General features: G+C 67.0%; 22 protein-coding genes. 14 read left to right on the top strand and 8 right to left on the bottom strand.

The window, feature by feature from the left end:
• The first annotated feature begins 2 nt into the window (after nt 1–2).
• The 5 genes from AC5JLE_RS16445 to AC5JLE_RS16425 are packed head-to-tail and all read left to right on the top strand — an operon-like array spanning nt 3 to nt 7108.
• The gene (locus AC5JLE_RS16445; RefSeq protein WP_495233101.1) at nt 3–1343 is read left to right on the top strand and encodes a sugar ABC transporter substrate-binding protein; all 1341 of its coding nucleotides are present in this window, start codon (nt 3–5) and stop codon (nt 1341–1343) included.
• Nucleotides 1340–2221 carry a carbohydrate ABC transporter permease gene (locus AC5JLE_RS16440; RefSeq protein WP_005410323.1) on the top strand — a complete coding sequence of 294 codons (882 nt, stop codon included), beginning with the start codon at nt 1340–1342 and terminating at the stop codon, nt 2219–2221. The genes AC5JLE_RS16445 and AC5JLE_RS16440 overlap by 4 nt, the downstream gene beginning before the upstream one ends.
• Nucleotides 2218–3054 carry a carbohydrate ABC transporter permease gene (locus tag AC5JLE_RS16435; protein WP_006456347.1) on the top strand — a complete coding sequence of 279 codons (837 nt, stop codon included), beginning with the start codon at nt 2218–2220 and terminating at the stop codon, nt 3052–3054. The genes AC5JLE_RS16440 and AC5JLE_RS16435 overlap by 4 nt, the downstream gene beginning before the upstream one ends.
• Nucleotides 3051–6218: a discoidin domain-containing protein gene (locus AC5JLE_RS16430; protein ID WP_053496314.1), complete on the top strand. Its 3168-nt coding sequence runs from the start codon at nt 3051–3053 to the stop codon at nt 6216–6218. Before AC5JLE_RS16435 ends, AC5JLE_RS16430 begins: the two co-directional genes overlap by 4 nt.
• 2 nt (nt 6219–6220) lie before the next feature.
• Entirely contained in the window at nt 6221–7108 is an 888-nt protein-coding gene (locus AC5JLE_RS16425) for an endonuclease/exonuclease/phosphatase family protein (RefSeq protein ID WP_049406018.1), read from the top strand.
• A 169-nt stretch (nt 7109–7277) separates the two neighbouring features.
• Here AC5JLE_RS16425 and rne read toward each other — a convergent pair whose 3' ends face one another.
• A complete protein-coding gene (rne, locus tag AC5JLE_RS16420; protein ID WP_496065483.1) occupies nt 7278–10523 on the bottom strand; it encodes a ribonuclease E in 3246 nt (1081 codons plus the stop codon).
• A gap of 407 nt (nt 10524–10930) precedes the next feature.
• Between rne and AC5JLE_RS16415 the strand changes: the two genes are divergently transcribed.
• Nucleotides 10931–11905, top strand: coding sequence for an RluA family pseudouridine synthase (locus tag AC5JLE_RS16415; RefSeq protein ID WP_049403782.1), 975 nt, complete (start codon nt 10931–10933; stop codon nt 11903–11905).
• Nucleotides 11906–12007: 102 nt separating this feature from the next.
• Here the strand turns inward: AC5JLE_RS16415 and zupT are convergent, their stop codons facing one another.
• From zupT to AC5JLE_RS16400, 3 genes are all read right to left on the bottom strand, one after another.
• Nucleotides 12008–12817 (bottom strand): zinc transporter ZupT, encoded by an 810-nt coding sequence (gene zupT, locus AC5JLE_RS16410; protein WP_014647743.1) that lies wholly within the window; start codon nt 12815–12817, stop codon nt 12008–12010.
• Between the two features lie 98 nt (nt 12818–12915).
• Nucleotides 12916–13332, bottom strand: a complete 417-nt coding sequence (locus AC5JLE_RS16405; RefSeq protein WP_014647742.1) for an energy transducer TonB — start codon at nt 13330–13332, stop codon at nt 12916–12918.
• On the bottom strand, nt 13329–13679 hold the full coding sequence (locus AC5JLE_RS16400) for a 4a-hydroxytetrahydrobiopterin dehydratase (protein ID WP_014647741.1): 351 nt from the start codon (nt 13677–13679) through the stop codon (nt 13329–13331). Before AC5JLE_RS16400 ends, AC5JLE_RS16405 begins: the two co-directional genes overlap by 4 nt.
• 90 nt (nt 13680–13769) lie before the next feature.
• On the opposite strand from AC5JLE_RS16400, the gene AC5JLE_RS16395 reads away from it, so the two are divergent.
• Together AC5JLE_RS16395 and AC5JLE_RS16390 are read left to right on the top strand one after the other, a co-directional pair.
• On the top strand, nt 13770–14369 hold the full coding sequence (locus AC5JLE_RS16395) for an NfuA family Fe-S biogenesis protein (protein ID WP_100450329.1): 600 nt from the start codon (nt 13770–13772) through the stop codon (nt 14367–14369).
• A 10-nt stretch (nt 14370–14379) separates the two neighbouring features.
• On the top strand, nt 14380–16143 hold the full coding sequence (locus tag AC5JLE_RS16390) for a hypothetical protein (protein WP_496065482.1): 1764 nt from the start codon (nt 14380–14382) through the stop codon (nt 16141–16143).
• 126 nt (nt 16144–16269) lie between these two features.
• On the opposite strand, the gene AC5JLE_RS16385 is transcribed toward AC5JLE_RS16390, so the two are convergent.
• The gene (locus AC5JLE_RS16385; RefSeq protein WP_014647739.1) at nt 16270–16683 is read right to left on the bottom strand and encodes a barstar family protein; all 414 of its coding nucleotides are present in this window, start codon (nt 16681–16683) and stop codon (nt 16270–16272) included.
• Nucleotides 16683–17135 carry a guanyl-specific ribonuclease gene (locus AC5JLE_RS16380; protein WP_241884735.1) on the bottom strand — a complete coding sequence of 151 codons (453 nt, stop codon included), beginning with the start codon at nt 17133–17135 and terminating at the stop codon, nt 16683–16685. The genes AC5JLE_RS16385 and AC5JLE_RS16380 overlap by 1 nt, the downstream gene beginning before the upstream one ends.
• Before the next feature lie 219 nt (nt 17136–17354).
• Here AC5JLE_RS16380 and AC5JLE_RS16375 point away from each other — a divergent pair, with 219 nt between their 5' ends.
• A complete protein-coding gene (locus tag AC5JLE_RS16375; RefSeq protein WP_005410310.1) occupies nt 17355–17966 on the top strand; it encodes a superoxide dismutase in 612 nt (203 codons plus the stop codon).
• Between the two features lie 131 nt (nt 17967–18097).
• Here the strand turns inward: AC5JLE_RS16375 and AC5JLE_RS16370 are convergent, their stop codons facing one another.
• Nucleotides 18098–18946: an endonuclease/exonuclease/phosphatase family protein gene (locus tag AC5JLE_RS16370; protein WP_496065481.1), complete on the bottom strand. Its 849-nt coding sequence runs from the start codon at nt 18944–18946 to the stop codon at nt 18098–18100.
• Between the two features lie 162 nt (nt 18947–19108).
• On the opposite strand from AC5JLE_RS16370, the gene AC5JLE_RS16365 reads away from it, so the two are divergent.
• Both AC5JLE_RS16365 and AC5JLE_RS16360 read left to right on the top strand, forming a co-directional pair.
• Nucleotides 19109–20674: a POT-type proton-dependent oligopeptide transporter gene (locus AC5JLE_RS16365; RefSeq protein WP_134809087.1), complete on the top strand. Its 1566-nt coding sequence runs from the start codon at nt 19109–19111 to the stop codon at nt 20672–20674.
• Nucleotides 20675–20681: 7 nt separating this feature from the next.
• Nucleotides 20682–21308, top strand: coding sequence for a rhomboid family intramembrane serine protease (locus AC5JLE_RS16360; RefSeq protein WP_014647735.1), 627 nt, complete (start codon nt 20682–20684; stop codon nt 21306–21308).
• 43 nt (nt 21309–21351) lie between these two features.
• Here AC5JLE_RS16360 and AC5JLE_RS16355 read toward each other — a convergent pair whose 3' ends face one another.
• Nucleotides 21352–21513 (bottom strand): hypothetical protein, encoded by a 162-nt coding sequence (locus AC5JLE_RS16355; RefSeq protein ID WP_014037806.1) that lies wholly within the window; start codon nt 21511–21513, stop codon nt 21352–21354.
• A gap of 208 nt (nt 21514–21721) precedes the next feature.
• On the opposite strand from AC5JLE_RS16355, the gene AC5JLE_RS16350 reads away from it, so the two are divergent.
• From AC5JLE_RS16350 to cfa, 3 genes are read left to right on the top strand one after another with little or no spacing between them, the layout of a single operon-like run.
• Nucleotides 21722–22024, top strand: a complete 303-nt coding sequence (locus tag AC5JLE_RS16350; protein WP_006455911.1) for a GNAT family N-acetyltransferase — start codon at nt 21722–21724, stop codon at nt 22022–22024.
• A gap of 37 nt (nt 22025–22061) precedes the next feature.
• Nucleotides 22062–22943, top strand: coding sequence for a DUF3298 and DUF4163 domain-containing protein (locus AC5JLE_RS16345; protein ID WP_164109478.1), 882 nt, complete (start codon nt 22062–22064; stop codon nt 22941–22943).
• Between the two features lie 19 nt (nt 22944–22962).
• A complete protein-coding gene (gene cfa, locus AC5JLE_RS16340) occupies nt 22963–24078 on the top strand; it encodes a cyclopropane fatty acyl phospholipid synthase (protein WP_049405890.1) in 1116 nt (371 codons plus the stop codon).
• Nucleotides 24079–24082: the final 4 nt, after the last annotated feature.

The raw sequence follows: 24082 nt of genomic DNA, 5'->3' as shown, positions 1-24082 counted from the left end.
CGATGCCGAACTGGATCGACCGCCTGCGCCGCTGGGCGCTGCCTGCCCTGGCCGCGTTGGCCGTGGCCGGCTGCGCCCGTACCGAACCGGGCACCACCACCGTGCGCTTCTGGGCGATGGGCCGCGAAGCCGAGGTGGTCAGCGAGCTGATCCACGAATTCGAGGCCGAAAACCCCGGCATCAAGGTGGATGTGCAGAACATCCCGTGGACCGCCGCGCATGAGAAGCTGCTGACCGCGTTCGCCGCCGACGGCCTGCCGGACGTGTGCCAGCTTGGCAACACCTGGGTGCCGGAGTTCGCCGAACTCGACGCGCTGACCCCGCTGCAGCCGTTCGTGCAGCGCTCCACCGTGGTCGACCCGAAGGACTACTTCCAGGGCATCTGGGATACCAACGTGATCCACGGCGGGCTGGTCGGCGTGCCGTGGTACGTCGATACGCGCCTGATCTACTACCGCAAGGACCTGCTGGCCAAGGCCGGCTACGACCACCCGCCGCGTACGTGGCAGGAATGGGAAGAGCAGATGGCGGCGATCAAGCGCATGCAGGGCCCGAGCCGCTACGCGGTGCTGATGCCGATCAACGAGTTCGAGCAGCAGCTGTCGCTGGCCTTGCAGCAGCCCGACCCGCTGCTGCGTGACGACGACACCCGGGGCAATTTCTCCAGCCCGGGGTTCCGCCGCACGCTGGGCTTCTACGCCAACATGTTCGAGCAGGGCTGGGCGCCGAAGATGTCCGAGACGCAGATCTCCAATGTCTGGGACGAATTCTTCCGCGGCTTCAACGTGTTCTACATCTCCGGCCCCTGGAACATCCGCGAGTTCAAGAAGCTGCAGCCGAAGGAACTGGAAGGGCAGTGGGGCACCGCCGCGCTGCCGGGGCCGGAGGGTCCGGGCGCGGGCATCGCCGGTGGTACCAGCCTGGTGATCTTCCGCAAGTCGCAGCAGAAGGAGGCGTCCTGGAAGCTGATCGAATTCCTGTCGCGGCCGGAAATCCAGGCACGCTTCCATTCGATCATTGGCGACCTGCCGCCGCGCCGCAGTGCGTGGAACACGCCGTCGCTGGCCAATGACCCGCTGGCGGCCGCGTTCCGCGATCAGCTGGAGCGGGTTAGGCCGACGCCGAAGGTGCTCGAATGGGAGCGCATCGTGCAGGAAATGCGCATCGTCACCGAGAAGGTGGTGCGCGGTGGCCTGCCGCAGGACAAGGCCGTGGAAGAGCTGGACCAGCGCGTGGACAAGGTGCTGGCCAAGCGCCGCTGGATGCATGAACAACAACGCCTGCAGGAGCGCGCGCCGTCGCCGCAATCGAGCAGCGCCGTGGCCGCCGGGAGCGCGCAATGAAACGTACTTCGCTGGCCGGCTGGATCTTCGCCGGCCCCTCGCTGATCGTGCTGGGCGTGTTCTTCGGCCTGCCGGTCGCCTCGGCGCTTGCACTGAGCGTGACCGACTTCGACCTCTATGCACTGGCCGATAGCAGCAACCTGCGCTTCGTCGGCCTGGGCAACTACATCGACCTGCTGCAGACGCCGATGTTCTGGAAGTCGCTGTGGAACACCACCTACTTCGTGCTGATCGGCGTGCCGTTGTCGATCGGCGTGTCGCTGGGCGCGGCGATGCTGCTCAATGCACCGGCCGCGCGCTTCAAGGCCCTGTTCCGCACGGCCCTGTTCGCGCCGGTGGTGACCACGCTGGTGGCGGTGGCGGTGATCTGGCGCTACCTGTTCCATACCAGCTATGGCCTGGTGAACTACGGCCTGGGCCATCTGGGCATCAGCCCGATCGACTGGCTGGGTGATCCCAACTGGGCGATGCCGACCATCATGCTGTTCGCGGTGTGGAAGAACTTCGGCTACAACATGGTGATCTTCCTGGCCGGCCTGCAGGCGATCCCGCATGACCTGTACGAAGCGGCGCGCATCGATGGTGCCTCGCGCTGGAAGCAGTTCCTGCACATCACCCTGCCGATGCTCGGCCCGGTGCTGCTGGTGGTCGGGGTGATTACCGTGTCCGGCTACTTCCAGCTGTTCGCCGAACCCTACGTGATGACCCGCGGCGACCCACTGCAGAGCACCGTCAGCGTGCTGTATTTCATGTTCGAGGAAGGCTTCAAGTGGTGGAACCTGGGACGCGCCTCCGCCGTGGCGTTCCTGCTGTTCCTGATCATCCTGGCGGTGACCACCGTGATGCTGCGTTTCGGCCGCAAGAGGCAGTTGGTATGAGTCGTGAAATCGGCCAGTCGCGCTGGTACCCGTGGATGATCAATGGTGCGTTGCTGGTGCTGGCCCTGGTCAGCCTGGCACCGCTGCTGTGGATGGTCTCGGTCTCGTTCATGCCGCAGGGCGAGGCCAGCCATTTCCCGCCGCCGCTGCTGCCTTCGAGCATCACCACGCACAACTACCATGAACTGTTCGCGCGCACCGGCATGGGCGGCAACTTTGCCAACAGCCTGCTGGTGTCGCTGGGCATCACGATCGGCTCGCTGCTGCTCAACACCATGGCCGGTTACGCTTTCGCCAAGCTCAACTTCGTCGGCCGCGAGCGCCTGTTCCAGGTACTGATGGCGGCGCTGGTGATTCCAGCGCAGGTGGCGATGCTGCCACTGTTCCTGCTGATGAAGCAGCTGGGGCTGGTCAACAGCTTCGGCGGCGTGATCGTGCCGGCGCTGGCCAGCGTGTTCGGCATCTTCCTGGTACGCCAGTACGCACGTTCGATCCCGGACGAACTGCTGGAAGCGGCGCGCATCGACGGGGCAGGGGAGCTGCGCATCTTCTTCCAGATCGTGCTGCCGATGCTCAAGCCGGTGCTGGTGACACTGGCGATCTTCACCTTCATGGGCGCATGGAACGATTTCATGTGGCCGCTGATCGTGTTGACCGACCAGGAGCACTACACTTTGCCGGTGGCGCTGGCCACCCTCTCGCGCGAACACATCATGGACGTGGAAATGATGATGGCTGGCGCGGTGGTCACCGTGGTTCCGGTGCTGGCGCTGTTCCTGGTGCTGCAGCGGTACTACATCCAAGGTCTGTTGCTGGGGAGCGTCAAGGGATGAAGCGAGCGATCGCCGTTGGACTGGGACTGTTGTGGACCTCCCTGGCGATCGCCGCACCACCGGCACTGCCGGCGCCGAAGGTGCTGGACGACTTCGACGATATCGGCGCCTGGAAACTGGTGCTGTCCGACCAGGTCAGTGGTTCGCTGCGGCCGGTCAGCGGCGCCGGCGGCGGCCGCGCGCTGTGCCTGGACTATGATTTCCACAAGGTCTCCGGCTACGTTGGCATCCGCCGCGCGCTGAACATCGACTACCCGGTCAACTACCGTTTCGGCTTCCAGCTGCGTGGTGATTCGCCGGCCAACGACCTGCAGTTCAAGCTGATCGATGCCAGCGGCGACAACGTCTGGTGGGTCAACCGCCCGGGCTACAGCTTCCCCAAGGCGTGGACACCGGTCGAATACCGGCGTCGCCAGATCGACAAGGCGTGGGGGCCGTCGCCCGAGAAGGAGATGGCGCGCAGCGCCGCGGTCGAGTTCACGATCTACAGCAAGGTCGGTGGCCGCGGCACGGTGTGCTTCGACAAGCTGACCCTGCAGGGCCTGCCACCGCAGGATGATTCGGCACTGGTGCCATCGGTCATCGCCGATACCGCCACCGCGCTGCAGGACCGCATGATCGATGGCAAGGGCGATACGTTCTGGATCAGCGGCGGGGTCAAGCAGCAGACCATCAGCCTGGACCTGCACAAGAGCCGCGAGATCGGCGGTGCGGTGATCGACTGGCTGCCGAACCTGGAAGCCAATCGTTACACCGTGCGGACGTCCGAAGATGGCCGGGACTGGCGCACTGTGCGCGAGGTGACCGGCGGTGCGGGTGGCCGCGACTGGCTGGCGCTGCCGGACACCGACGCACGCTACGTGCGTTTCGATCTGCTCGATGGCCCGAACTGGCGCTATGGCATCCGTGACATCACGCTCAAGCCGCTGGCGTTCGCCGCCACGCCGAACGCCTTCCTGTCCTCGGTGGCGGCCGACCTGCCGCGCGGTTCGCTGCCGCGTGCGTATGTGGGCGAACAGCCGTACTGGACCCTGCTCGGCCTCGATGGCGGCCAGGAACAGGCGCTGATCAGCGAGGACGGTGCGCTGGAGCCGGCCAAGGGCAGCTTCAGCATCGAGCCGTTCATCCGCCTCGACGGCAAGCTGCTGGACTGGTCGAAGGTGGCCACTACCCAGTCGCTGCAGGACCACTATCTTCCGATCGCCAACGTCGACTGGGTGCACGAGAAGGCCGGCCTGGCGGTGACCAGCTTCGTGCAGGGCACGCCGGAGCGCGCGCAGTTGATCGGCCGCTATCGGCTGAGCAATCCGGACAAGGTGGCGCACGAGTACACCCTGGCGCTGGCGATCCGCCCCTGGCAGGTCAACCCGCCGACCCAGTTCCTCAACACCGTCGGCGGCTTCAGCCGCATCGATGCGCTGGACGTGGGCGAACAGCTGGTACGCATCAACGGCGAGCCGCGCATCTATCCACTGCAGGTGCCCGATGCCCGTTTCGCCAGCACGTTCGATGGCAAGCTCGATGCGATGCATCTTGCGTCCGGAAAGTATCCGGCCACTACGGCAGTGAAGGACAGTACCGGCATGGCGTCCGGTGCGCTGCTGTATACGATCAAGCTGGAACCCGGGCAGAGCCGCGAAGTGGCAGTGGTGCTGCCGCAGACCGGGAGCTGGGCGCCGCAGGCGCTGGACGTGGCCAAGGCGCAGGCGCAGGTGGCCGAACAGTGGCGGCACGCGCTGGGCGTGGTCTCGCTGCAGGTGCCGGCGGCAGGCCAGGCCCTGGTCGACACCCTGCGCACCGCCGTGGCGCACATGCTGATCTCGCGGGTCGGCCCGCGCCTGCAGCCGGGCACGCGCTCGTACGCGCGCAGCTGGATCCGCGACGGCGCGATGATTTCCGAAGGCCTGCTGCGCATGGGGCGCAGCGATGCCGTGCGTGACTACATCAACTGGTATGCGCCTTACCAGTTCGAGAACGGCAAGGTGCCGTGCTGTGTCGATGCGCGCGGCAGCGACCCGGTGCCGGAGAATGACAGCCACGGTGAGCTGATCTACAGCATCGCCGAATATGGGCGCTATACCGGCGACAGCACCTTCGCCGAGCTGATGTGGCCGCACGTGCAGGGCGCCTACAGCTACATGGAGCAGCTGCGTGCCAGCGAGCGTACCGAAGAGAACCGTGCGCGCAATCCGGCGTTCTACGGGATGATGCCGGCCTCGATCAGCCACGAAGGCTATTCGGCCAAGCCGATGCATTCGTACTGGGATAATTTCTGGGCGTTGCGCGGCTACAAGGACGCGGCATCGCTGGCGGCCCAGCTGGGCAAGGTCGAAGCGATGCAGATCGCCGAGTCGCGTGACCAGTTCCGTGATGACCTGCAGGCGTCACTGCTGTCGGCGATGCAGCAGCACAACATCGACTACCTGCCGGGCTCGGCCGAGCTGGGCGATTTCGACGCGACCTCGACCACCATCGCGCTGGCGCCGGGCGGCGAGCAGGGCCGGCTGCCGCAGCAGGCGTTGGAGGCGACCTTCGAGCGCTACTGGAAGGAATTCGTGGCCCGCCGCGATGGCAAGCGCGAGTGGAAGGACTACACGCCGTACGAATGGCGCAACGTGGCCGCCTTCGTTCGCCTGGGCTGGCGCGATCGCGCCTGGCAGGCGACCGAGTTCTTCTTCAAGGACCGTGCGCCGCAGGCCTGGAACCAGTGGGCCGAAGTGGTCTCGCGCACGCCGCGCAAGCCGTTCTTCGTCGGTGACCTGCCGCATGCCTGGGTCGCCTCGGACTTCGTGCGCTCGGCCCTGGACATGTTCGCCTACAGTCGTGACATGGACGATGCGCTGGTGTTGGCCGCCGGCATCCCGACGGCCTGGCTGCAGGGCGAGGGCATCGCCGTGCAGGGCCTTCGCACGCCGCAGGGCCAGCTCAATTACCGCCTGCAGCGCAGCGACAAGCAGCTGGTGCTGGAGGTGCAGCCGGGCCTGGTGCCACCGGTCGGTGGCGTGGTGTTGCCGTGGCCGTACGCCGGTGATCCGGGCGAGGCGACCATCAACGGCGAAGCGGCCGAATGGATCAACAAGGAACTGCACGTGCACCAGCTGCCGGCACGGGTCGAGATCGATGTACCGGGCGCGGTGCGCCGCGCCGAGCGCAAGGGGCAGTAACGATGAAGCAACAAGGGGAGGGAGCGCGTGCGACGGTGCGCGCCCTGGGGCTGGCCATTGTGTTGGCATTGCCCGGGCTGACGCTGGCGGCGGTGCCGCAGGTCGCATCGCCAGTGGTGGACATCGCCAGCGCGCCAGGCATGAGCATGGTCACCTTCAACCTCCATCATGACCGCGAAGACTGGCCAAGCCGCCGCCGTACCATCCTGGCCGAACTCAAGCGCCTGCAGCCCGATGCCATCGCGCTGCAGGAGGTGATCCAGCGCCGCAACGTGCGCAACCAGGCGCAGTGGCTGGCCAGCCAGCTCGGCTACAAGTACGTATTCGTGTCCACCGATCCGGTGGGCGCGCCGAAGCGTTACGGCAATGCGTTGCTGACCCGGCGGCCGATCCTCGCCCAGGGGGACCATCTGCTGCTGCCATTGGACGACTACCGCACGGTGGCCCACCTGCGCATCGACGTCGACGGCACGCCGGTGAACGTCTACGCCACGCATCTCAACGAGCGCAACGACGAGAGTGGTCAGCGCATCCGCCGTACCCAGGTCGAGGACCTGCTGCACTTCATCACCGCTACCTCGGCCGGCGCGCCGGTGGTGATCGCGGGCGACTTCAATGCGCTGGTGGACGCAGGTGACCTGAGCGAGCTGCGCAGCCATTACGGCGACAGCTATGGCAGCGTGCACGTCAACACCGACCTGGCCGGGGTCAGCACCTTGAACCGGCACTATTACCAGGCACCTTCGCGTATCGACCACATCTTCTTCCAGCAGGACCGGATGGTCGCGCGCGAAGCGAAGCTCCTGTTCGACCAGCCCGATGACAACGGTCGCTGGGCCTCGGACCACTACGGCGTGTGGACCCGGTTGCAGTTCGCGCCGACGCGCTGATGTCCTGGTAGGTGCCAACCTTGGTTGGCACGGACGTGTCCGCGTTCGCTCGAACAACGTCGCCAACCAAGGTTGGCCTCTACCAGAGCGCTGCACGCGCCCGGCGCACAAACAGAAACGGCGGGGATCATCGATCCCCGCCGTTCTTTTTCACGCGACCAGATCGCGATCAGTTCGCCGGCGGCGTGCGCTTGGCGGCTTCTTCGTCTTCTTCGTCGGCCTTGGCTTCGGCCGCCTGGGCGGCGGCATCAGCGTGACCATCGGCGACCGGATCGATCGACGGCGTCACCACCGCATCGGCGACCGGGGCCGCAGCTTCCACCGGTGCGGCTTCAACCGCCACCGGAGCGACTGGCTGTTCGGCGACCGGTGCGGTCTCGACCACCGGCTTGGCTTCAACCGCGGGAGCGGCCTCCACCACCGGGGCGGCCTCAACGGCCAGCGGCTCGGCTTCGACCGCCGGAGCGGCTTCAGCGATTTCTGGCTTCGATTCCACGACCGGCTTCACTTCGACCACCGGAGTGGCTTCAACGGCCGGGGCAGCCTCAACCACGACCGGCTTGGCTTCGACCGCCGGTGCTGCAGCCACCACCGGCTGGGCCGGGGTCGCCGCGTCGATGGCATCGAGCATGCTGGTCTGCACCGGCGAAGATGCCGGTTCGGCCTTGGCCACGGTATTGATCGGGGCCTGTACCTCGGCCACCACCGGTGCAGCGGCATCGACCACGGCGCTGCTCACCACCGCGACCGGCGCGGCGACAACAGCGGCGGCGGCACGGACCGGCTTTCCGGATTCGGCAGCGGTCGGTTCGACTTCGTCATCGAAATCGAATTCCGGTTGCGAACGGGCCGGCTGCGCAGCGGCGACCGGAGTGGTCCCGGCGACGCTGTCGTTGCTCTGCTCGGCGACATCAGCGGCATCGGTGTCATCACTGTCGTCCGCGTCGTCCTGATCATCGCCCAGGCCATCGCTGCCGGCAGCGTTCTCGGCGCCACCACGACGGCGGCGACGACCACCACGACGGCCACGGCGGCGGCGGGTCGCGCCTTCACCGGCCTGCTCGCCGTTGGCGTCGACAGCAGCCTCTTCACCGGTCACGGCAATCGCCTCGGCCTCGTTGCCGGCGTTGGCAGTGGTGTCGGCCGGTGCAGTGGCTTCCGCCGGAGCGGAGGCGGCCGGCGCAACCGGCGCCACCGGCGCAGTGGCTTCCTGAGCGGTCACCCCATTGGCGGCGACCGCCGTGGCGGCCACGGCGGCAGCCGCGGTCCCGGCCTCGGCCGGTGCCTCGGCGGTGCTGCGCTGCGGCTTCTCGGCCGGCTTGTCACCGTCCTGCGGCTGGCGCGGCTGCTTGGGCTGCTTCAGCTTCGGCTGCTGCTGGTTCTGGACCTGCTGCTCGTTGCGCGGCTTGTTCTGCTGCTGCGGCTGCTGGCCGTCCTTCTGCTGCGGCTCCTTCTGCCTGCCCTGCTGCGGCTGCTGCTGGGCATTGCCGTTGTTGCCGTTGCGGCCGTCCTTGCGCTGCTCACCGCGCTCCTTGCGGTTGCCGCCATCCTTCTGCTGCTGAGCGTTGCCGTTGCCACGGTTGTCGTCGCGGCGATCCTTGCGGTCCTTGTTGCGATCCTTGTTGCGGTCCTTGCGGCCGCCGTCCTGCTGCTGGCGGGCAACAGGAGCCGCCGGTGCCGGTGCCGGCGCCGGTTCGCCACCGAACACGCGCTTGAGCCAACCGATCACGCCGCCGCTCGGGGCCGCTGCAACCGGCGCTGCCACGACCGGGGCCGGTGCCGCTGCGGCCGGCTCCACTTCCTCGCGCACCGGGGCGGGGGAGGTGTGCTTGACCTGGGTCACCGCCGGCGGCGGGATGTTCAGCTGGCCCTTGGTCAGGGCATGCACCGGCAGCTTGCGCGGGGTGCCGCGCTGGTAACTGGGCTTGTTGCTCTCTTCACCCAGCTCGTTCTCGCGCAGGCGGGTGACGGTGTAGTGCGGGGTGTGCAGCTGCTCGTCGGCGACGATCACGATCGGCGCCTCGTGGCGCTGCTCGATCTCGCGCAGGGCACTGCGCTTTTCGTTCAGCAGGTAATTGGCGATCTCCACCGGCGCCTGGACCAGCACCTGCCCGGTGTTTTCCTTCATCGCATGCTCTTCGGCAACGCGGATGATCGACAGCGACAGCGACTCGACGCTGCGCATGCGGCCGTGGCCGTCGCAACGCGGGCAGACGATCTGGCTGGATTCACCCAGGCTCGGGCGCAGGCGCTGGCGGCTCATTTCCAGCAGGCCGAAGCGCGAGATGCGGCCAACCTGGACGCGCGCACGGTCGTACTTCAGCGCGTTGGCCAGGCGGTTCTCGACCTCGCGCTGGTGCTTGTTGGAGGCCATGTCGATGAAGTCGATCACCACCAGGCCGCCCAGGTCGCGCAGGCGCAGCTGGCGGGCCACTTCCTCGGCCGCTTCCAGGTTGGTCTGGAACGCGGTGTCCTCGATGTCGCTGCCCTTGGTGGCGCGCGAGGAATTGACGTCGACCGCGGTCAGCGCTTCGGTCTGGTCGACCACGATCGAGCCGCCCGACGGCAGGCGCACGTTGCGCTCGTAGGCACCCTCGATCTGCGACTCGATCTGGAAGCGGTTGAACAGCGGGATGTCGTCCTTGTAATGCTTGAGCTTGCGCAGGGTCTGCGGCATCACCTGCTGCATGAACTCGCGGGCGTGCTCGTACATCTCCTCGGTGTCCACCAGGATCTCGCCGATGTCGGCGCGCAGGTAGTCACGCAGGGCGCGCACGATCAGGCGCGATTCCTGGTAGATCAGGAACGGAGCCGGCTTGCTCAGTGCGGCTTCGGCGATGGCGCGCCAGACATTGAGCAGGTAGTCCAGGTCCCACTGCAGCTCTTCCGCATCGCGGCCGACGCCGGCGGTACGGATGATCACGCCCATGTCGTCGGGAATGTTCAGCTTGTCCAGGGCGTCCTTCAGCGCGGCCCGGTCTTCGCCCTCGATGCGACGGGAAACGCCGCCGGCGCTGGGCGAGTTCGGCATCAGCACCATGTAGCGGCCGGCCAGCGAGATGAACGTGGTCAGGGCGGCGCCCTTGTTGCCACGCTCTTCCTTGTCGACCTGGACGACGATCTCCTGGCCTTCCTTCAGCAGCTCGCGGATGCCGGCCTTGTTGTGGTCGACACCGGCCTGGAAGTAGTCGCGGGAGATTTCCTTCAGCGGCAGGAAGCCATGGCGGCCACCGCCGTACTCGACGAAGGCGGCTTCCAGCGAGGGCTCGATGCGGAAGATCCGGCCCTTGTAGATGTTGGACTTCTTCTGTTCCTTCGACGGCTGTTCGATGTCGATGTCATACAACGACTGGCCATCCACGATGGCAACACGCAGCTCTTCAGCCTGCGTGGCGTTGATCAGCATTCGCTTCATTGTTGCGTTCCTCGCAAGCGGCTACCGCGCGGAACGCCATGGGGTTTCGCCTCTGGACACGGTTCGCCGCCCATTCGCGCAAGCGCGGGGAGGGCGGCTTGGGTTTCCAGCGCTACGACACCACGGCAGGCCGCGGGAGCGCTTCACTCTTATGGGTTTTGGGGTGTTACAGGCCGCAGGCAGCTGTCAGCCAGGCTGGAGCGCCACGCGGGACATGTTCAGCACGGTTGCGTGTCAGGCATCCGGCGATGGCCGGGAAGGCCGGTGAGCCGCTAACATGGCCGCCCCGCGGGCGGTGGTCGCGCACTGTGCCGGATTCGTCGGAAGCTGGGCTTCTGGCCCTGAGTAACTTCCAACGAAATCAATCCCTTATCTCGCCCCCCGAGTGTAACAGAATAAACAGCCTGATGACCGCCCAAGACCCCACCAAACCCGCTGGCGACAAGCCTTCCGTGCGCATGATCACCGTTCCCGCCGACCGCGCCGGCCAGCGCCTGGACAACTTCCTGCTCGGCCAGCTGAAGGGCGCCCCGCGCAGCCTGGTCTACAAGCTGGTGCGCAGTGGCCAGGTTCGGGTGAACGGTGGCCGCGCCAAGGCCGAGCGCAAGCTCGAGGCCGGTGACGAGGTGCGCGTGCCACCGGTCCGTCTCACTGAGGAGGGAGACAAGGCCGGTCCGCCGGAGGCGTTCATGCGCCGCCTGGAGCAGGCCATCGTCTTCGAGGACGCCCGCCTGCTGGCCCTGAACAAGCCGACCGGCGTGGCCAGCCACGGCGGCAGCGGCATCAGCTTCGGCGCCATCGAGACCCTGCGCGCGCTGCGCCCGGGGCAGACCCTGGAGCTGGTCCACCGGTTGGATCGCGACACCTCGGGCCTGCTGATCGTGGCCAAGAAGCGCTCGGCGCTGAGCGAACTGCAGGCCTTGCTGCGTGAAGACCACGGCGCCGGCATCCGCAAGCGCTACCTGACGCTGCTGGCCGGGCGCATGCCCGACGGCGTGATGACGGTCGACGCACCGCTGCACGTGGGCCTGCGCCAGGGCGGCGAGCGCCATGTGCAGGTCAATGCGATCGGCAAGGAATCGATCAGCCACTTCCGGGTGCTGGAACGCCGCGGTGGCCATTCGTACTGCGAAGTCCGCATCGAGACCGGCCGTACCCACCAGATCCGCGTGCACGCCCAGCATCTGGGGCATCCAGTGGCCGGTGACGACAAATACGGCGATCCAGCGGTCAACAAGCGGCTTCGTGAGCAGATCGGGCTGAAGCGCCTGTTCCTGCATGCGGCCTCGCTGGAGTTCGCGCTGGATGACGGCAAGAGCCCATACGTATTGAACGCGCCGCTGGCGGATGAGCTGGTCGAGGCGCTGGACCGGCTGAAGTAGGGATCTCCTGTAGCGTCGAGCCACGCTCGACTGCGCCTCGGTCGGGCCACGCGGAAAGCCAGTCGAGCATGGCTGGACTCTACAGGGCGAGCCGGGAACCCCTCACCACTTGAACAGCACCAGGCTGATCGCCAGCGTGCCCATGCCGGCCACCAGTCCATAAACCGTCTCGTGGCCCTTGGCATAGCGCTTGGCCGCCGGCAGCAGCTCATCCAGCGCCAGGAACACCATCACGCCGGCGATCAGGCCGAACACCCAGCCGAACGTGGCGTGCGACAGCGATCCTGACAGAAGCCAGTAGCCAAGCGCCGCGCCCACGGGCTCGGCCAGGCCGGACAGCAGGCTGGCACTGAACGCGTAGAACTTGTTCTGGGTGGCGAAGTACACCGGCACCGCGATCGCGATGCCCTCGGGAATGTTGTGGATGGCGATGGCGAAGGCCAGTGGCATGCCCACCGATGGGCTTTCCAGCGTGGCGAAGAAGGTCGCCAGCCCTTCCGGGAAATTGTGTGCGGTGATCGCAACCGAGGTCAGCAGCGCGACCCGCTTCAGGTACTCGCGGCTGTTCTCGCGGAACGCAGGGTCCTGTTTGTCCAGGCTGTCATGCGGATTGGGAATGAAGTGGTCGATCAGTACGATCACGATCACGCCCAGCAGGAAGGCCAGGGTGCCGTAGGTGAAGCCGGTGCGCTCGCCATACGCCAGTGCAAACGACGCAATGGACTTGTTGAGGATCTCCGACAGCGACACATAGACCATCGCGCCACCGGCAAAGGCCAGGCCGAACGCCAGCAGGCGCGGGCTGGGGCGGCGCGAGAACAGCACCAGCAGGCTGCCGATCGCGGTGGCCAGGCCTGCGGCAAGCGTGACCGCCAGTGCGATCCAGATGTTTTCAGGGGGAATCTGCAGCATCAACCCACGCGATCCTGGTCAACAGACAGCCGCCCCGGGCAGGGCCGGGGCGGCGAGGGCGAGGCGGGCGTCGGCAGGCCCCGTCGGGGTGCGCGCGATCAGCCGCCGCGGCGCAGGCGTTCTTCGATGGCGAAGCACTGGTCCGGCTTCGGCTGTGGCGGGTTGAAGCTGACAGGAACCTGGATGGTGGCCGGCACCGGTTGGCCGTTACGGGTGGCGGCCTTGAACTGCCAGCCCTGCACGGCGGTCTTGGCCAGTTCGTCCAGCTGCGGGTTGCCAGCCCCGGTCAACAGCGCAACCTCGCTCGGCTTGCCGTCGGTGCCGATGGTCACCTTGAAGGTGCTGGTGCCGCCCACGCCCATGCAGGCCAGTTCCAGCGGGTACTGCGGCGGCGGCGTCTTCACCGCGGCCACTTCGGTCGGCGGCGGCGGTGGCGGTGACGGCGGTTCGGACGCGCCACAGCCGGCCAGGCCGGTCGCAGCGATCAGGGACAGGCTCAGCAAACGTACGTTCATGGCAGTTGCTCCGTCAGGGCCGAAGTCTTGGCCGCGCAGATGAAGTCGTTCTCGCTCAGCCCGCCCACATCGTGGGTGGAGAAGCGCACGACCGCGCGGTCGTAGTGCACGCCCAGGTCCGGGTGGTGGTCCTCGCGGTGGGCGATCCAGGCCAGTGCGTTCACGAAGGCCATGGTGGCGTAGTAATCCTTGAAGCGGAAGGTACGCGACAGGGCCTGGTCACCCTCGCTCAGCTCCCAGCCGGGAACCTGCGGCAGCAGTTCGGCCAGGCGGGCCTCGCCGAGCTTGTGGTCGCTGCCTTTGCGCGGCACGCAACGGGCCTGGGCCAGTGGAATCAGGTCGGCCATGGGAATCTCCACCTCGTGTTGACTGAACAATGCGCCGGACGGTGTATAAACCGAATGAGCGGCTGACGCTTACTTGGCTAGAATAGCCTGATGATCCAGATCTCCGACACTGCCCAGACCCATTTCCGCAGGTTGATCGAACGCGAGGGCGTGCCCGGCATGGGCGTGCGCCTGAGCGCGGTCGACCCCGGTACGCCGCGCGCCGACGCCCGGCTGGAATTCGCCGAACCGACCGACCTGCTCGGTGACGAGTGGGCGGTGGACTGCGATGGTTTCACCCTCTATGTCGACGCCGGCAGCGTTGGCTGGCTCGATGGCGCCGAGATCGACATCGTCGCCGGCACCGCCGGTGCCCAGCAGCTGACCATCAAGGCGCCGCGCATCAAGGGCGAAGCGCCGGGTGATGCGGCCTCGCTGGTCGAACGCGTGCACTGGGTGGTGGAGAACGAAGTCAATCCGCAGCTGGCCTCGCATGGCGGCAAGGTGGCCGTGCAGGAAGTCTCGTCCGACGGCGTGGTGCTGCTGCGCTTCGGTGGTGGCTGCCAGGGCTGCGGCATGGCCGATGTGACGCTCAAGCAGGGCATCGAAAAGACCCTGATGGGCCGCGTGCCGGGCGTGACCGCCGTGCGTGACGCGACCGATCATGACAGCGGCCACGCGCCTTACATTCCGCGCGGCAACGTCGCCTGATCGCTGACGCGTGCCTCTGACCCGGGCCGAGCAACTCATTGACCTGCTGCTGGCGCGCCAGCAGCCCCGCGCCGTCCTCGAGAAGTCCACGCGCCTGCCCTATGGCTGGGCGCTGTGGCTGCGCTCGCTGGGGCCACTGCCGCGGCCGTTCCATGCCCGCGAGGTGATCGCAGTTTTCCTGCCGCGCCCGCTGCCGGGCCCGCCAGGCCAGTCGCCGCGGCTGTCGCCGTGGCAGGCGCTGCGCCGATTGTTCTGGCAGGACTGGGACGCCGCGCCGCGCGACCAGCGCTGGATGCGCTGGACCTCGGCACTGGTCAGTGCACTGCTGCACCTGCTGTTCTTCGTGCTGTTGCTGTGGGTGGCGGTGATCCGTACCAGCGCGCCGGACGAAGAGGGCACCGAGGGCGAGCGCGTGCAGGTGGAGTTCGTCGGCCGCGCGTCGCAGGAAGGCGGTGGCGATCAGCCGGGCGCCGAAGCGGCTGCGGCTGCGGCGGCAGGTCGGGTTGCGCCGGGCCAGGAGGCGGGCGCTGCCTCGGCCCCTGCGCCACGTCCGGTGGCTGCCGAAACCACCGCCTCATCCCCGGCATCCGCGCCGACCGCCAGCGTTCCACCACCACCGCCGGCCGACGCCGAGCCGGCGCCGGTGGCCGCGCCGCCGCCTTCGCCCGTCCAGGCCACCGAAGTGGCGCAGGCCAGCACGGATTTCGTGGTGCCGCCGGTCAGTGTGCCGCGCACCGAAGTCAGCGTCGTGCCGCGTGACAGCACACCCGCCGTGCGCGAGCGCAGCGTGCAGCCGGTGCAGGCGCCGCCGACACCAAGCCCGGTGCGTACCCCGGAACTGGCCGTGCGCACGCCGCAGGTGCGTGACATCCAGGTGCGCGAACGCGAAGTCAGTACGGTCGACGCGCCGGTCGCTCCCCAACTGCTGCGCAGCCCGGAAGTGCAGGTGCGCGTGCCGCAGCAGGACGTGCAGGTGCGCGAACGTGAAGTGCAGGCCGTGGCCGATCCGCAGGTGCGGATGGCGGCGGTGGCCGGGCGTGAGCCCGCCGTACGCGCGCCCACAGGCCGCGACGTGCAGGTGCGGGAACGTGAAGTGGCCTCGGCACCGGTGGCAGCGCCGGCATCCTCCAGTGGCAGTGCCACGGCGACGCCCGCGACTGCGGCCCAGGGCAGCGCGACGCAGGCGAGCAGCAGCGCGCGTCCGTCAGCATCCAGCAGCACACCCGCAAACGCGGGAGCGCGCCCGGCGCCTGATCCAGGCAACTGGGCGACGCCTGCCAAGGGCGATGACTGGGGGTCTTCCAGCCGCAACCGCGACGGCAGCAGCAACGGTACCCGCCAGGCCAGTACCGCCGGCAAGGGCAGCGGCCTGTTCAATGCCGATGGCAGCGTGCGCGTGCCTGGCCAGGAGGGCGATGGCCATGCCGCGCGCGGTGCGCCCGGCGGTGCCAACGACGGCTGGAGCAAGGAGCGCATTGCGCAGTCCGGCACCTGGCTGAAGCGCCCGCCGTACGACTACACGCCGACCTCGTTCGACAAATACTGGGTGCCGCAGGAATCGCTGCTGGCCGAATGGGTGCGCAAGGGCGTCAAGGCGATGGAGATTCCATTGCCGGGCACCAACACAAGGATCTCCTGCGTCATTTCGATCCTGCAGGCCGGTGGCGGCTGTGGCCTGACCAACCCCAACATGCAGGACCAGCCGGCCGTGGCACGACCGCCGCCGGACATCCCGTTCAAGAAGGAACTGCAGGAAAACAACGGGAGCCGCTAGACAGGGGCCGTGCCCACGTGCTGGCCGGCCGGCGCTTTGGTAGATGCCAACCTTGGTTGGCACAGAAGCGCCGACCAAGGTCGGCCTCTGCCAAGGCGTCAGTGCATGCCGGCCAAGGCAGTGACCTTACGCGCTCTGCGACAGGAACACCCAGAACGGTACGTCGCGGCCGACCCAGTCACGGCTGGTCTCGTCCATCACGTCCAGCAGGGTGTCGAAGTCCTTCTGCGGACCGGCGCGCAGCGCGTCCACGTCGGCCAGGAACAGCGCGTAGCCATTGGCCGGCAGCCATTGCAGGTCGCGCAGGTTGTCCGACAGCGCATCCCAGTTGCCGCCGAAACCGGCCGGGAAATCCAGCTGTGCGGCCAACCGGGCGAGCAGGGTGCGCTTGTCCGCGACGCCCTCCAGATCGATGCGGATCACTTTCAGGCCGGCATCGCGCATCGCCGCGGCCAGTGCGCCGATGTCGTCGCTGTCGATGGCGTAGACGCCGGCGTTGTTGATGTCATGCAGGCCAAGGCCGAAATCATCGTGGCTCATCACTGGACTCCCTGGGCCGGTACGGCGAAGCTGCGGAATGACGCGTAATGGTCGTCGGTGTAGTACCACGCTTCCGGCGGATCGCCGCCGGTGACGATGCGACGCGTGCCACGCGTACGCGCGCCAGGGGTGTCGACGGTGTATTCGCGGTAGTAGCCGCGCGCGCGCTGCGGCAGCTGCTGCTCGCGGTTGCTGAAGGTACTGCCGTCCTGGCGGTGCGGGAATGGACCGCCACGCTGGATCAGGGCGATGGTCGCGCGCGCTTCGGCGGGCAGGAACGCGGGAAGTCCGCTGTCCTTGCCGGGCGAGGCGGTGGCCGGCGCGCGCGCGACCGGCGTGCCCTGCAGGTCGGGCGCGAACTGCGGCGCTGGCGGCCTTTGCAGGAAATGGTTGGCGACCAGGCCGAGCAGCAGCAGGGCGATGGCGGTGATCAGCAGCCGGGGGTTGCGCATGGGCAGGGGCGGGCGAGGGTAGTACACGCACTGTAGCGCCTGTGCGCTGCACGGTGCATGAGGAGCGCGCTGCGTCACTGCTGCGTAACAATTGCCGTCGTGCTCACTGGCAGGACGCAATTTCCTTTACATCCCCCTTGGTAATCTGGCGGTCTGTCCCCATCATTCACCGCGCACCGCCCGACATCGTCGGGTGCCCTCGCAATCAGGAGATGCATCATGGCCTACACCCTGCCCAAGCTGTCCTACGCCTACGACGCGCTGGAACCGCATATCGATGCGGCGACGATGGAAATCCATCACACCAAGCATCACCAGACCTACATCAACAACGTCAACGCGGCGCTGGAAGGCACCGAGTACGCTGACCTGCCGGTCGAAGAGCTGGTGAAGAAGCTCAAGTCGCTGCCGGAGAACCTGCAGGGCCCGGTGCGCAACAACGGTGGTGGCCATGCCAACCACTCGCTGTTCTGGACCGTGATGGCCCCCAATGCCGGCGGCAACCCGGTGGGCGACGTGGCCAAGGCCATCGACAAGGACCTGGGCGGTTTCGACAAGTTCAAGGATGCCTTCACCAAGGCCGCGCTGACCCGTTTCGGCAGTGGCTGGGCGTGGCTGAGCGTGACCCCGGACAAGAAGGTCGTGGTCGAGAGCACCGGCAACCAGGACAGCCCGCTGATGGAAGGCAACACCCCCATCCTCGGCCTGGACGTGTGGGAACACGCGTACTACCTGAAGTACCAGAACCGCCGCCCGGAATACATCGGCGCGTTCTTCAACGTCATCGACTGGAACGAAGTCGAGCGCCGTTACCAGGAAGCGATCGCCTGATCGCGTGACAGGATGACATGAGAAGGCCGGGGGAGACCCCGGCCTTTTCTGTTGCAGCAGTCGTTCGATAGTGCCGGCCGCTGGCCGGCAACCGTGCAGTACCGGGGGAGCCGGCCAGCGGCCCGCACTACTTATTCCGCGGTGGCCGTATCGCCCTGCAGGCGCAGGGTCGCTATCACACCCAGACGCAGGCCGGGCAGGTCGCCGTCGGCCGGCAGCAGGATCGGCTGCTGGCGGATGCCGCCAAAGTGCTTGACCTGGAACAGCACATCCAGGCCGTGGCCGCTGCTGCCGCCCCCACTGGCCGCCGGCGCCTCGGCACGGCCGCCGGGATTGCGCCGGGCCGGCTGGAACCCCGGCGTGCTGCGCACCAGTTCCACCGTGCTGGCCGAGAAATCGCCGGCAATCAGGCTCGGCATGCCTTCGGCGGTGGCGCCGATCCAGGTCATCAGGTCGCTGGTCTGGTGCTGGCGGGCGCTGGCCTCGTCCGGGTCCGGGCGCAGCCGCGCCACATAGATGTTGACCAGCGCCTCGCCCAGCCTCAGCCGCATCATGCCGGCCGCGCTGAAGGTGCCGGGAGGATGCAGCAGGGTCACGCCGTCCTCGCTGACCGGCAGCCGGGTCAGCATGGCGTTGCCATGCCGCAGCGGCTGGCTGGGCGGATCGGCGGTAACGAAGTCGCAGCTGTAGCGCAGCCGGCTGGCCAGCCAGCAGGCCGGGTTGCGGCCCTGCTGCTGCAGCACCTGCTGCACCGAGATCACGTCCGGCTGCAGCTCGGTCAGCAGCTGTGCGACCTGCTCGCGGCGCTGCTTCCATTGCGCGTCATCGCGGCTGGGCAGCTCCAGCGCGGCGACCGTCAGCTGCCTGGGGTCGCTCTCGCTGGCAACGGCGGCCGGCGCCTGTGGTCGTGCCTGCGCCTGCAACGCCAGCAACAGCGCAAGGCAGCTGAGCAGGAGGCGGGCGTGGGCGAGGGGGCGCATAACGATAAGTTTACGCTTTTGTCGTGCAGGTGCCGTGACTTCCGGCAGGGCCTGCACCGCCTGCCATGGATTGGCACCGTTGTCATGCAGCCCTGCAGCGTGCTTCGCAAGCCCCGGTTCCGGTAACCTTGCGCCTTTCGCTTTGCAGGAATGCCTTACAGGATGAGCCACGACGCAGTCGCCCCCATCGCCGGCCAGGGAAAGATGCCGCGCCAGATTCCGTACATCATCGGCAATGAGGCCTGCGAGCGGTTCAGTTTCTACGGGATGCGCAACATCCTGGTGCAGTTCCTGATCACCTCGCTGCTGCTGCAGGAAATCACTGCCGAAGGCCGTGCCGGTGAAGCCAAGGACATCATGCACAGCTTCATGATCGGCGTGTATTTCTTCCCGCTGCTCGGTGGCTGGCTGGCCGACAGGTTCTTCGGCAAGTACCACACCATTCTCTGGTTCAGCCTGGTCTACTGCGCCGGCCACCTGTGCCTGGCGCTGTTCGAGAACAGCCGCGAGGGCTTCTTCCTCGGCCTGGGCCTGATCGCGCTCGGTGCCGGCGGCATCAAGCCGCTGGTGGCCTCGTTCATGGGCGACCAGTTCGACCAGAGCAACAAGCACCTGGCCAAGATCGTCTTCGACGCCTTCTACTGGATCATCAACTTCGGCTCGCTGTTCGCCTCGCTGCTGATCCCGCTGGTGCTGAAGAACTGGGGCCCGCAGTGGGCGTTCGGCATCCCGGGCATCCTGATGTTCATCGCTACCTTCGTGTTCTGGCTGGGCCGCAGGCGCTACGTGCTGGTGCCGCTGCCGCCGAAGGACCCGCATTCGTTCGCCAACGTGGTGCGTACCGCGCTGACCACGCGCGTGGCTGGCCAGGGCCGTCCGGGCCTGGTGATCGCCGTGCTTGGCCTGGCGCTGGCGGTGGCCTCGTTCGGCCTGGTCGGTTCGCTGGGCATCGTGATCTGCCTGTGCCTGGCGCTGGTGGCCATCCTTGCCGGCATCGGTGGCGGCACCTGGCTGCAGCTGGACCGCGCCCGTGGCCAGCATCCGGCCGAAGCCGTGGAAGGCGTGCGCTCGGTACTGCGCGTGCTGGTGATCTTCGCGCTGACCACGCCGTTCTTCTCGCTGTTCGACCAGAAGGCCTCGACCTGGGTCCTGCAGGGCCAGCAGATGCAGATGCCAAGCTGGTTCACCGCTTCGCAGATGCAGGCGCTGAACCCGCTGCTGGTGATGATCCTGATTCCGTTCAACAACCTGGTGCTGTATCCGGCCCTGCGCCGCTTCGGCTTCGAACCGACCGCGCTGCGCCGCATGACCGCCGGCATCGCCTTCAGTGGCCTGGCCTGGATCGTGGTGGGTGGCATCCAGGTGGTGATGGACGGCGGCAACGCCATGTCGATCTTCTGGCAGATGCTGCCGTACGCGCTGCTGACCTTCGGTGAGGTGCTGGTCTCGGCCACCGGCCTGGAGTTCGCCTACAGCCAGGCACCGCAGGCGATGAAGGGCGTGGTGATGAGCTTCTGGAACCTGACCACCACCATCGGCAACCTGTGGGTGCTGCTGTCCAACGCAGCGGTGCGCAACGACACGGTCACCCACCAGATCGCGGGCACGGGCCTGAGCGAGGCGGCGTTCCTGATGTTCTTCTTCGCCGGCTTCGCCTTCGTCGCGGCGTTGGCCTTCGGTTGGTACGCGAAACGCTATCGTATGGTCGACAACTACCGTACCGCCTGAGCCTGACATGACCCCCGTCAATCTGCTGTTGATCGCCATCACCGCCATCCTGTCGTGGATGGCGTTCAACAACCGCAAGCTGGCCGACCGCCTGATCCTGTGGCCGCCGGCCATCGACCGTCACCGCCAGTACGACCGGCTGGTGACCTATGGCTTCATCCACGCCGACTGGTCGCACCTGATCTTCAACATGATCACCCTGTTCTTCTTCGGGGGATTCATCGAGAGCGTGATGGTGCAGCTGACCGGCAGCTACCTGACCTACCCGGCGTTCTACATCGGCGCGCTGCTGGTCTCGATCCTGCCCAGCTACCTGAAGAACCAGAAGAACCCGAACTACCTCAGCCTCGGGGCGTCCGGGGCGGTATCGGCAGTGCTGTTCGCCTTCATCCTGATCAAGCCGTGGTCGATCATCCTGGTGTTCTTCATCCCGGCACCGGCGATCATCTATGCCGCGTTCTACGTCGGCTACAGCATCTGGATGGACAGGCGCGGTGGCGACCGCATCAACCACAGCGCGCACCTGGCAGGTGCGGCGTTTGGCGTGATCTTCATGCTGGCCATGCAGCCGAGCATCTTCACCCACTTCCTGCGCGAACTCTCCAACCCGACCTTCCGCCTCGGCGGCGGTTGATGCGGGTAGCGGGGCGGATCGGGTCCGATCCGCCCCGGCCGGGTCAGGCTGCGGTCTGCTGACCGTAGGTATCCAGCAGGCGGGCGAACACTTCCTCGCCGATGCGCTGGAAATCCTGATCCTCGGTCTGCCCTTCCACCGCCAGTTGCAGCAGGCCCTCCAGCAGGGCGCGGTCGGTATCGGAATGGGAATTGCTGGCGTGCATGGGAGCCTCCACGGTGGTGCGCATGGTCAACGGTCGCAAGGGTCGTGCCAGCCTGGCCATACCCCTCCATAGGCGATAGCGGCCGGCCCACCTCCAGCTTGAGGGCGAAAACTGACGTGAATGGACTGGACTTGCCCCTGTTCAGGCTTCACGCGATCATGGCGCCCGGCTGCGCACCATCCACGCAGTCGCCGCAGGAGACAGTTCCATGGCTTCGGTCACGCCCCCCGGTCTGGCCTATGAGGTCGAGCACGACCTGGCCAACCACCGCTTCACCGCACGTGTGCGCGGACAGCTGGCGGTGCTCGATTACCAGATCAAGCGCAGGCGCATGGTCATCACCCATACCGAGGTGCCCGAGCCGATCGCCGGCCGTGGCATCGCCGGTGAGCTGACCCGCGTGGCACTGCGTTTCGCCCGCGAGCAGAAATACAAGGTGGTGCCGGCATGTTCCTACGCCGAAGCCTTCCTGCAGCGCCACGAGGAGTACCACGACCTGCTCGTTGGCTGAACGCCAGCGGGTCACGCTTCAGCCATGGCAGGCGATGATGTACAAACATGAACAGGGGATCCCGATGAAGATTGGAAACAACCGGCCATTGCACGGCAGCGTGTTGGCCGGCGTGGTGGGCGTGCTGTTGCTGGCCGGTTGCCAGCGTGAAAGCGAGCCGGCACCGGCGACCGACGCGGCGCCCGCCGCCGAAGCCACCGCCGCAGGCGAAACGCCGGCCACGGAAGCGCCGCTGGACCTGCGCGACGTGATCGAGAACAACGAGCGCGAAGTGGTAGGCATCAGCTACCCGGCCGGTATCGACCGTTATCCGGGCCTGGCCCGCGCGCTGCAGAGCTATGCGACGAGTGCGCGCAGCGACCTGCAGCAGGCGCTGGACGGGCTGGGCAACGACAAGCCGACCATGCCCTACGAGCTGTCGCTGAGCTTCGAGAAGCTGCTTGAAACCCCGCAGCTGGTGGTGGTCAGTGCCGACGGCAGCCGCTACACGGGTGGCGCCCACGGCGAGCCGCTGGTGGCGCGCTTCGTGTGGCTGCCGCAGCAGCAGCAGATGCTCAGTGCCGACAAGCTGGTGGCCGATGCCAAGGGCTGGAAGGCGATCAGTGATTTCGTCGCCGACCAGCTGCGCGAACGCGTGGCCACCCGCCTCAGTGGCGAGGACATGGACCCGGCCCAGCTGCAGGAATCGCTGCGCAACGCATCGCGCATGATCGCCGACGGAACCGGCCCGCAGGCCGACAATTTCAGCCAGTTCCAGCCACTGACCGACGACAAGGGGCAGATCACCGCGCTGCGCTTTGTTTTCCCGCCGTACCAGGTGGGTCCATACTCGGACGGCACCCAGACCGCCGATGTACCGACGGCGGTGCTGTTGCCTCACGTGGCCAAGGACTACGTGGAGCTGTTCGCACGCGGTTGACCGCAGTCGAGGAGGTGGCGTGGATACAGGGTTGCAGGAGCGGGTCGCCGGCCTGCTCCACGAAGCCGGGGTCCGCATCGGCGGCACCCAGCCACAGGACATCCAGGTGCATGACCCGCGTTTTTTCGCGCGGGTCATGGGCCACGGCTCGCTCGGCCTGGGCGAGAGCTACATGGAGGGGTGGTGGGATGCCAATGTCCTGGATGAATTCCTCGTCCACCTGATGCAGGCGCACCTGGATGAACGGGTGCACGGCTGGCGCGAAGTGGCAGACGCGCTGAAGGCGCGCCTGTTCAACCTGCAGGCGGGGCAGGGCAGTTACGAAGTCGGTCGCCGCCATTACGACCTCGGCAATGATCTCTACCAGGCCATGCTCGGCCAGCGCCTGGTCTACAGCTGTGGCTATTGGCGCAACGCCGACGACCTCGACGCCGCACAGGAGGCCAAGCTCGACCTGGTCTGCCGCAAGCTGGGCCTGCGCCCGGGCCAGCGCGTGCTGGACATTGGCTGCGGTTGGGGCGAAGCCCTGAAGTTCGCCGCCGAGCGCTACGGTGTCAGCGGCGTCGGCGTGACCATATCGCAGGAGCAGGCCGAGTTCGCGCGGCAGTTGTGCGCTGGCCTGCCGATCGAGATCCGCCTGCAGGATTACCGTGAACTGGACGAACCGTTCGATGCGATCTTCTCGATCGGCATGTTCGAGCACGTCGGTGACAAGAACTACGCCAGTTTCTTCGAAGTGGCCAAGCGCTGCCTGTCGCCGCGCGGGTTGCTGCTGTTGCATACCATCGGCACCAACGTCTCACGGCATCGCACCGATCCATGGATTGCACGCTACATCTTCCCCAACTCGATGCTGCCGTCGGCGGTGCAGATCACCAAGGCGTTCGAAGGCCGTTTCGTGCTGGAGGACTGGCACAACTTCGGCACCGACTACGACCTGACCCTGCAGGCATGGCGGCGCAACGTGGAAGCAGCGTGGCCGCGGCTGGATGCGCACTACGACGAGCACTTCCGGCGCATGTGGCGCTTCTACCTGGCCGGGTCGATGGCCACCTTCCGCTGCCGGCACGCGCAGCTGTGGCAGCTGGTGCTGTCGCCGGAAGGCGTGCCGGGTGGGTACGTGGCGCCGCGATGAAGCC

The sequence above is a fragment of the Stenotrophomonas sp. genome (genome assembly GCF_059505245.1).
Note: the sequence above shows the minus strand (reverse complement) of the source record. Positions and strands in the feature narration are given on the sequence as shown.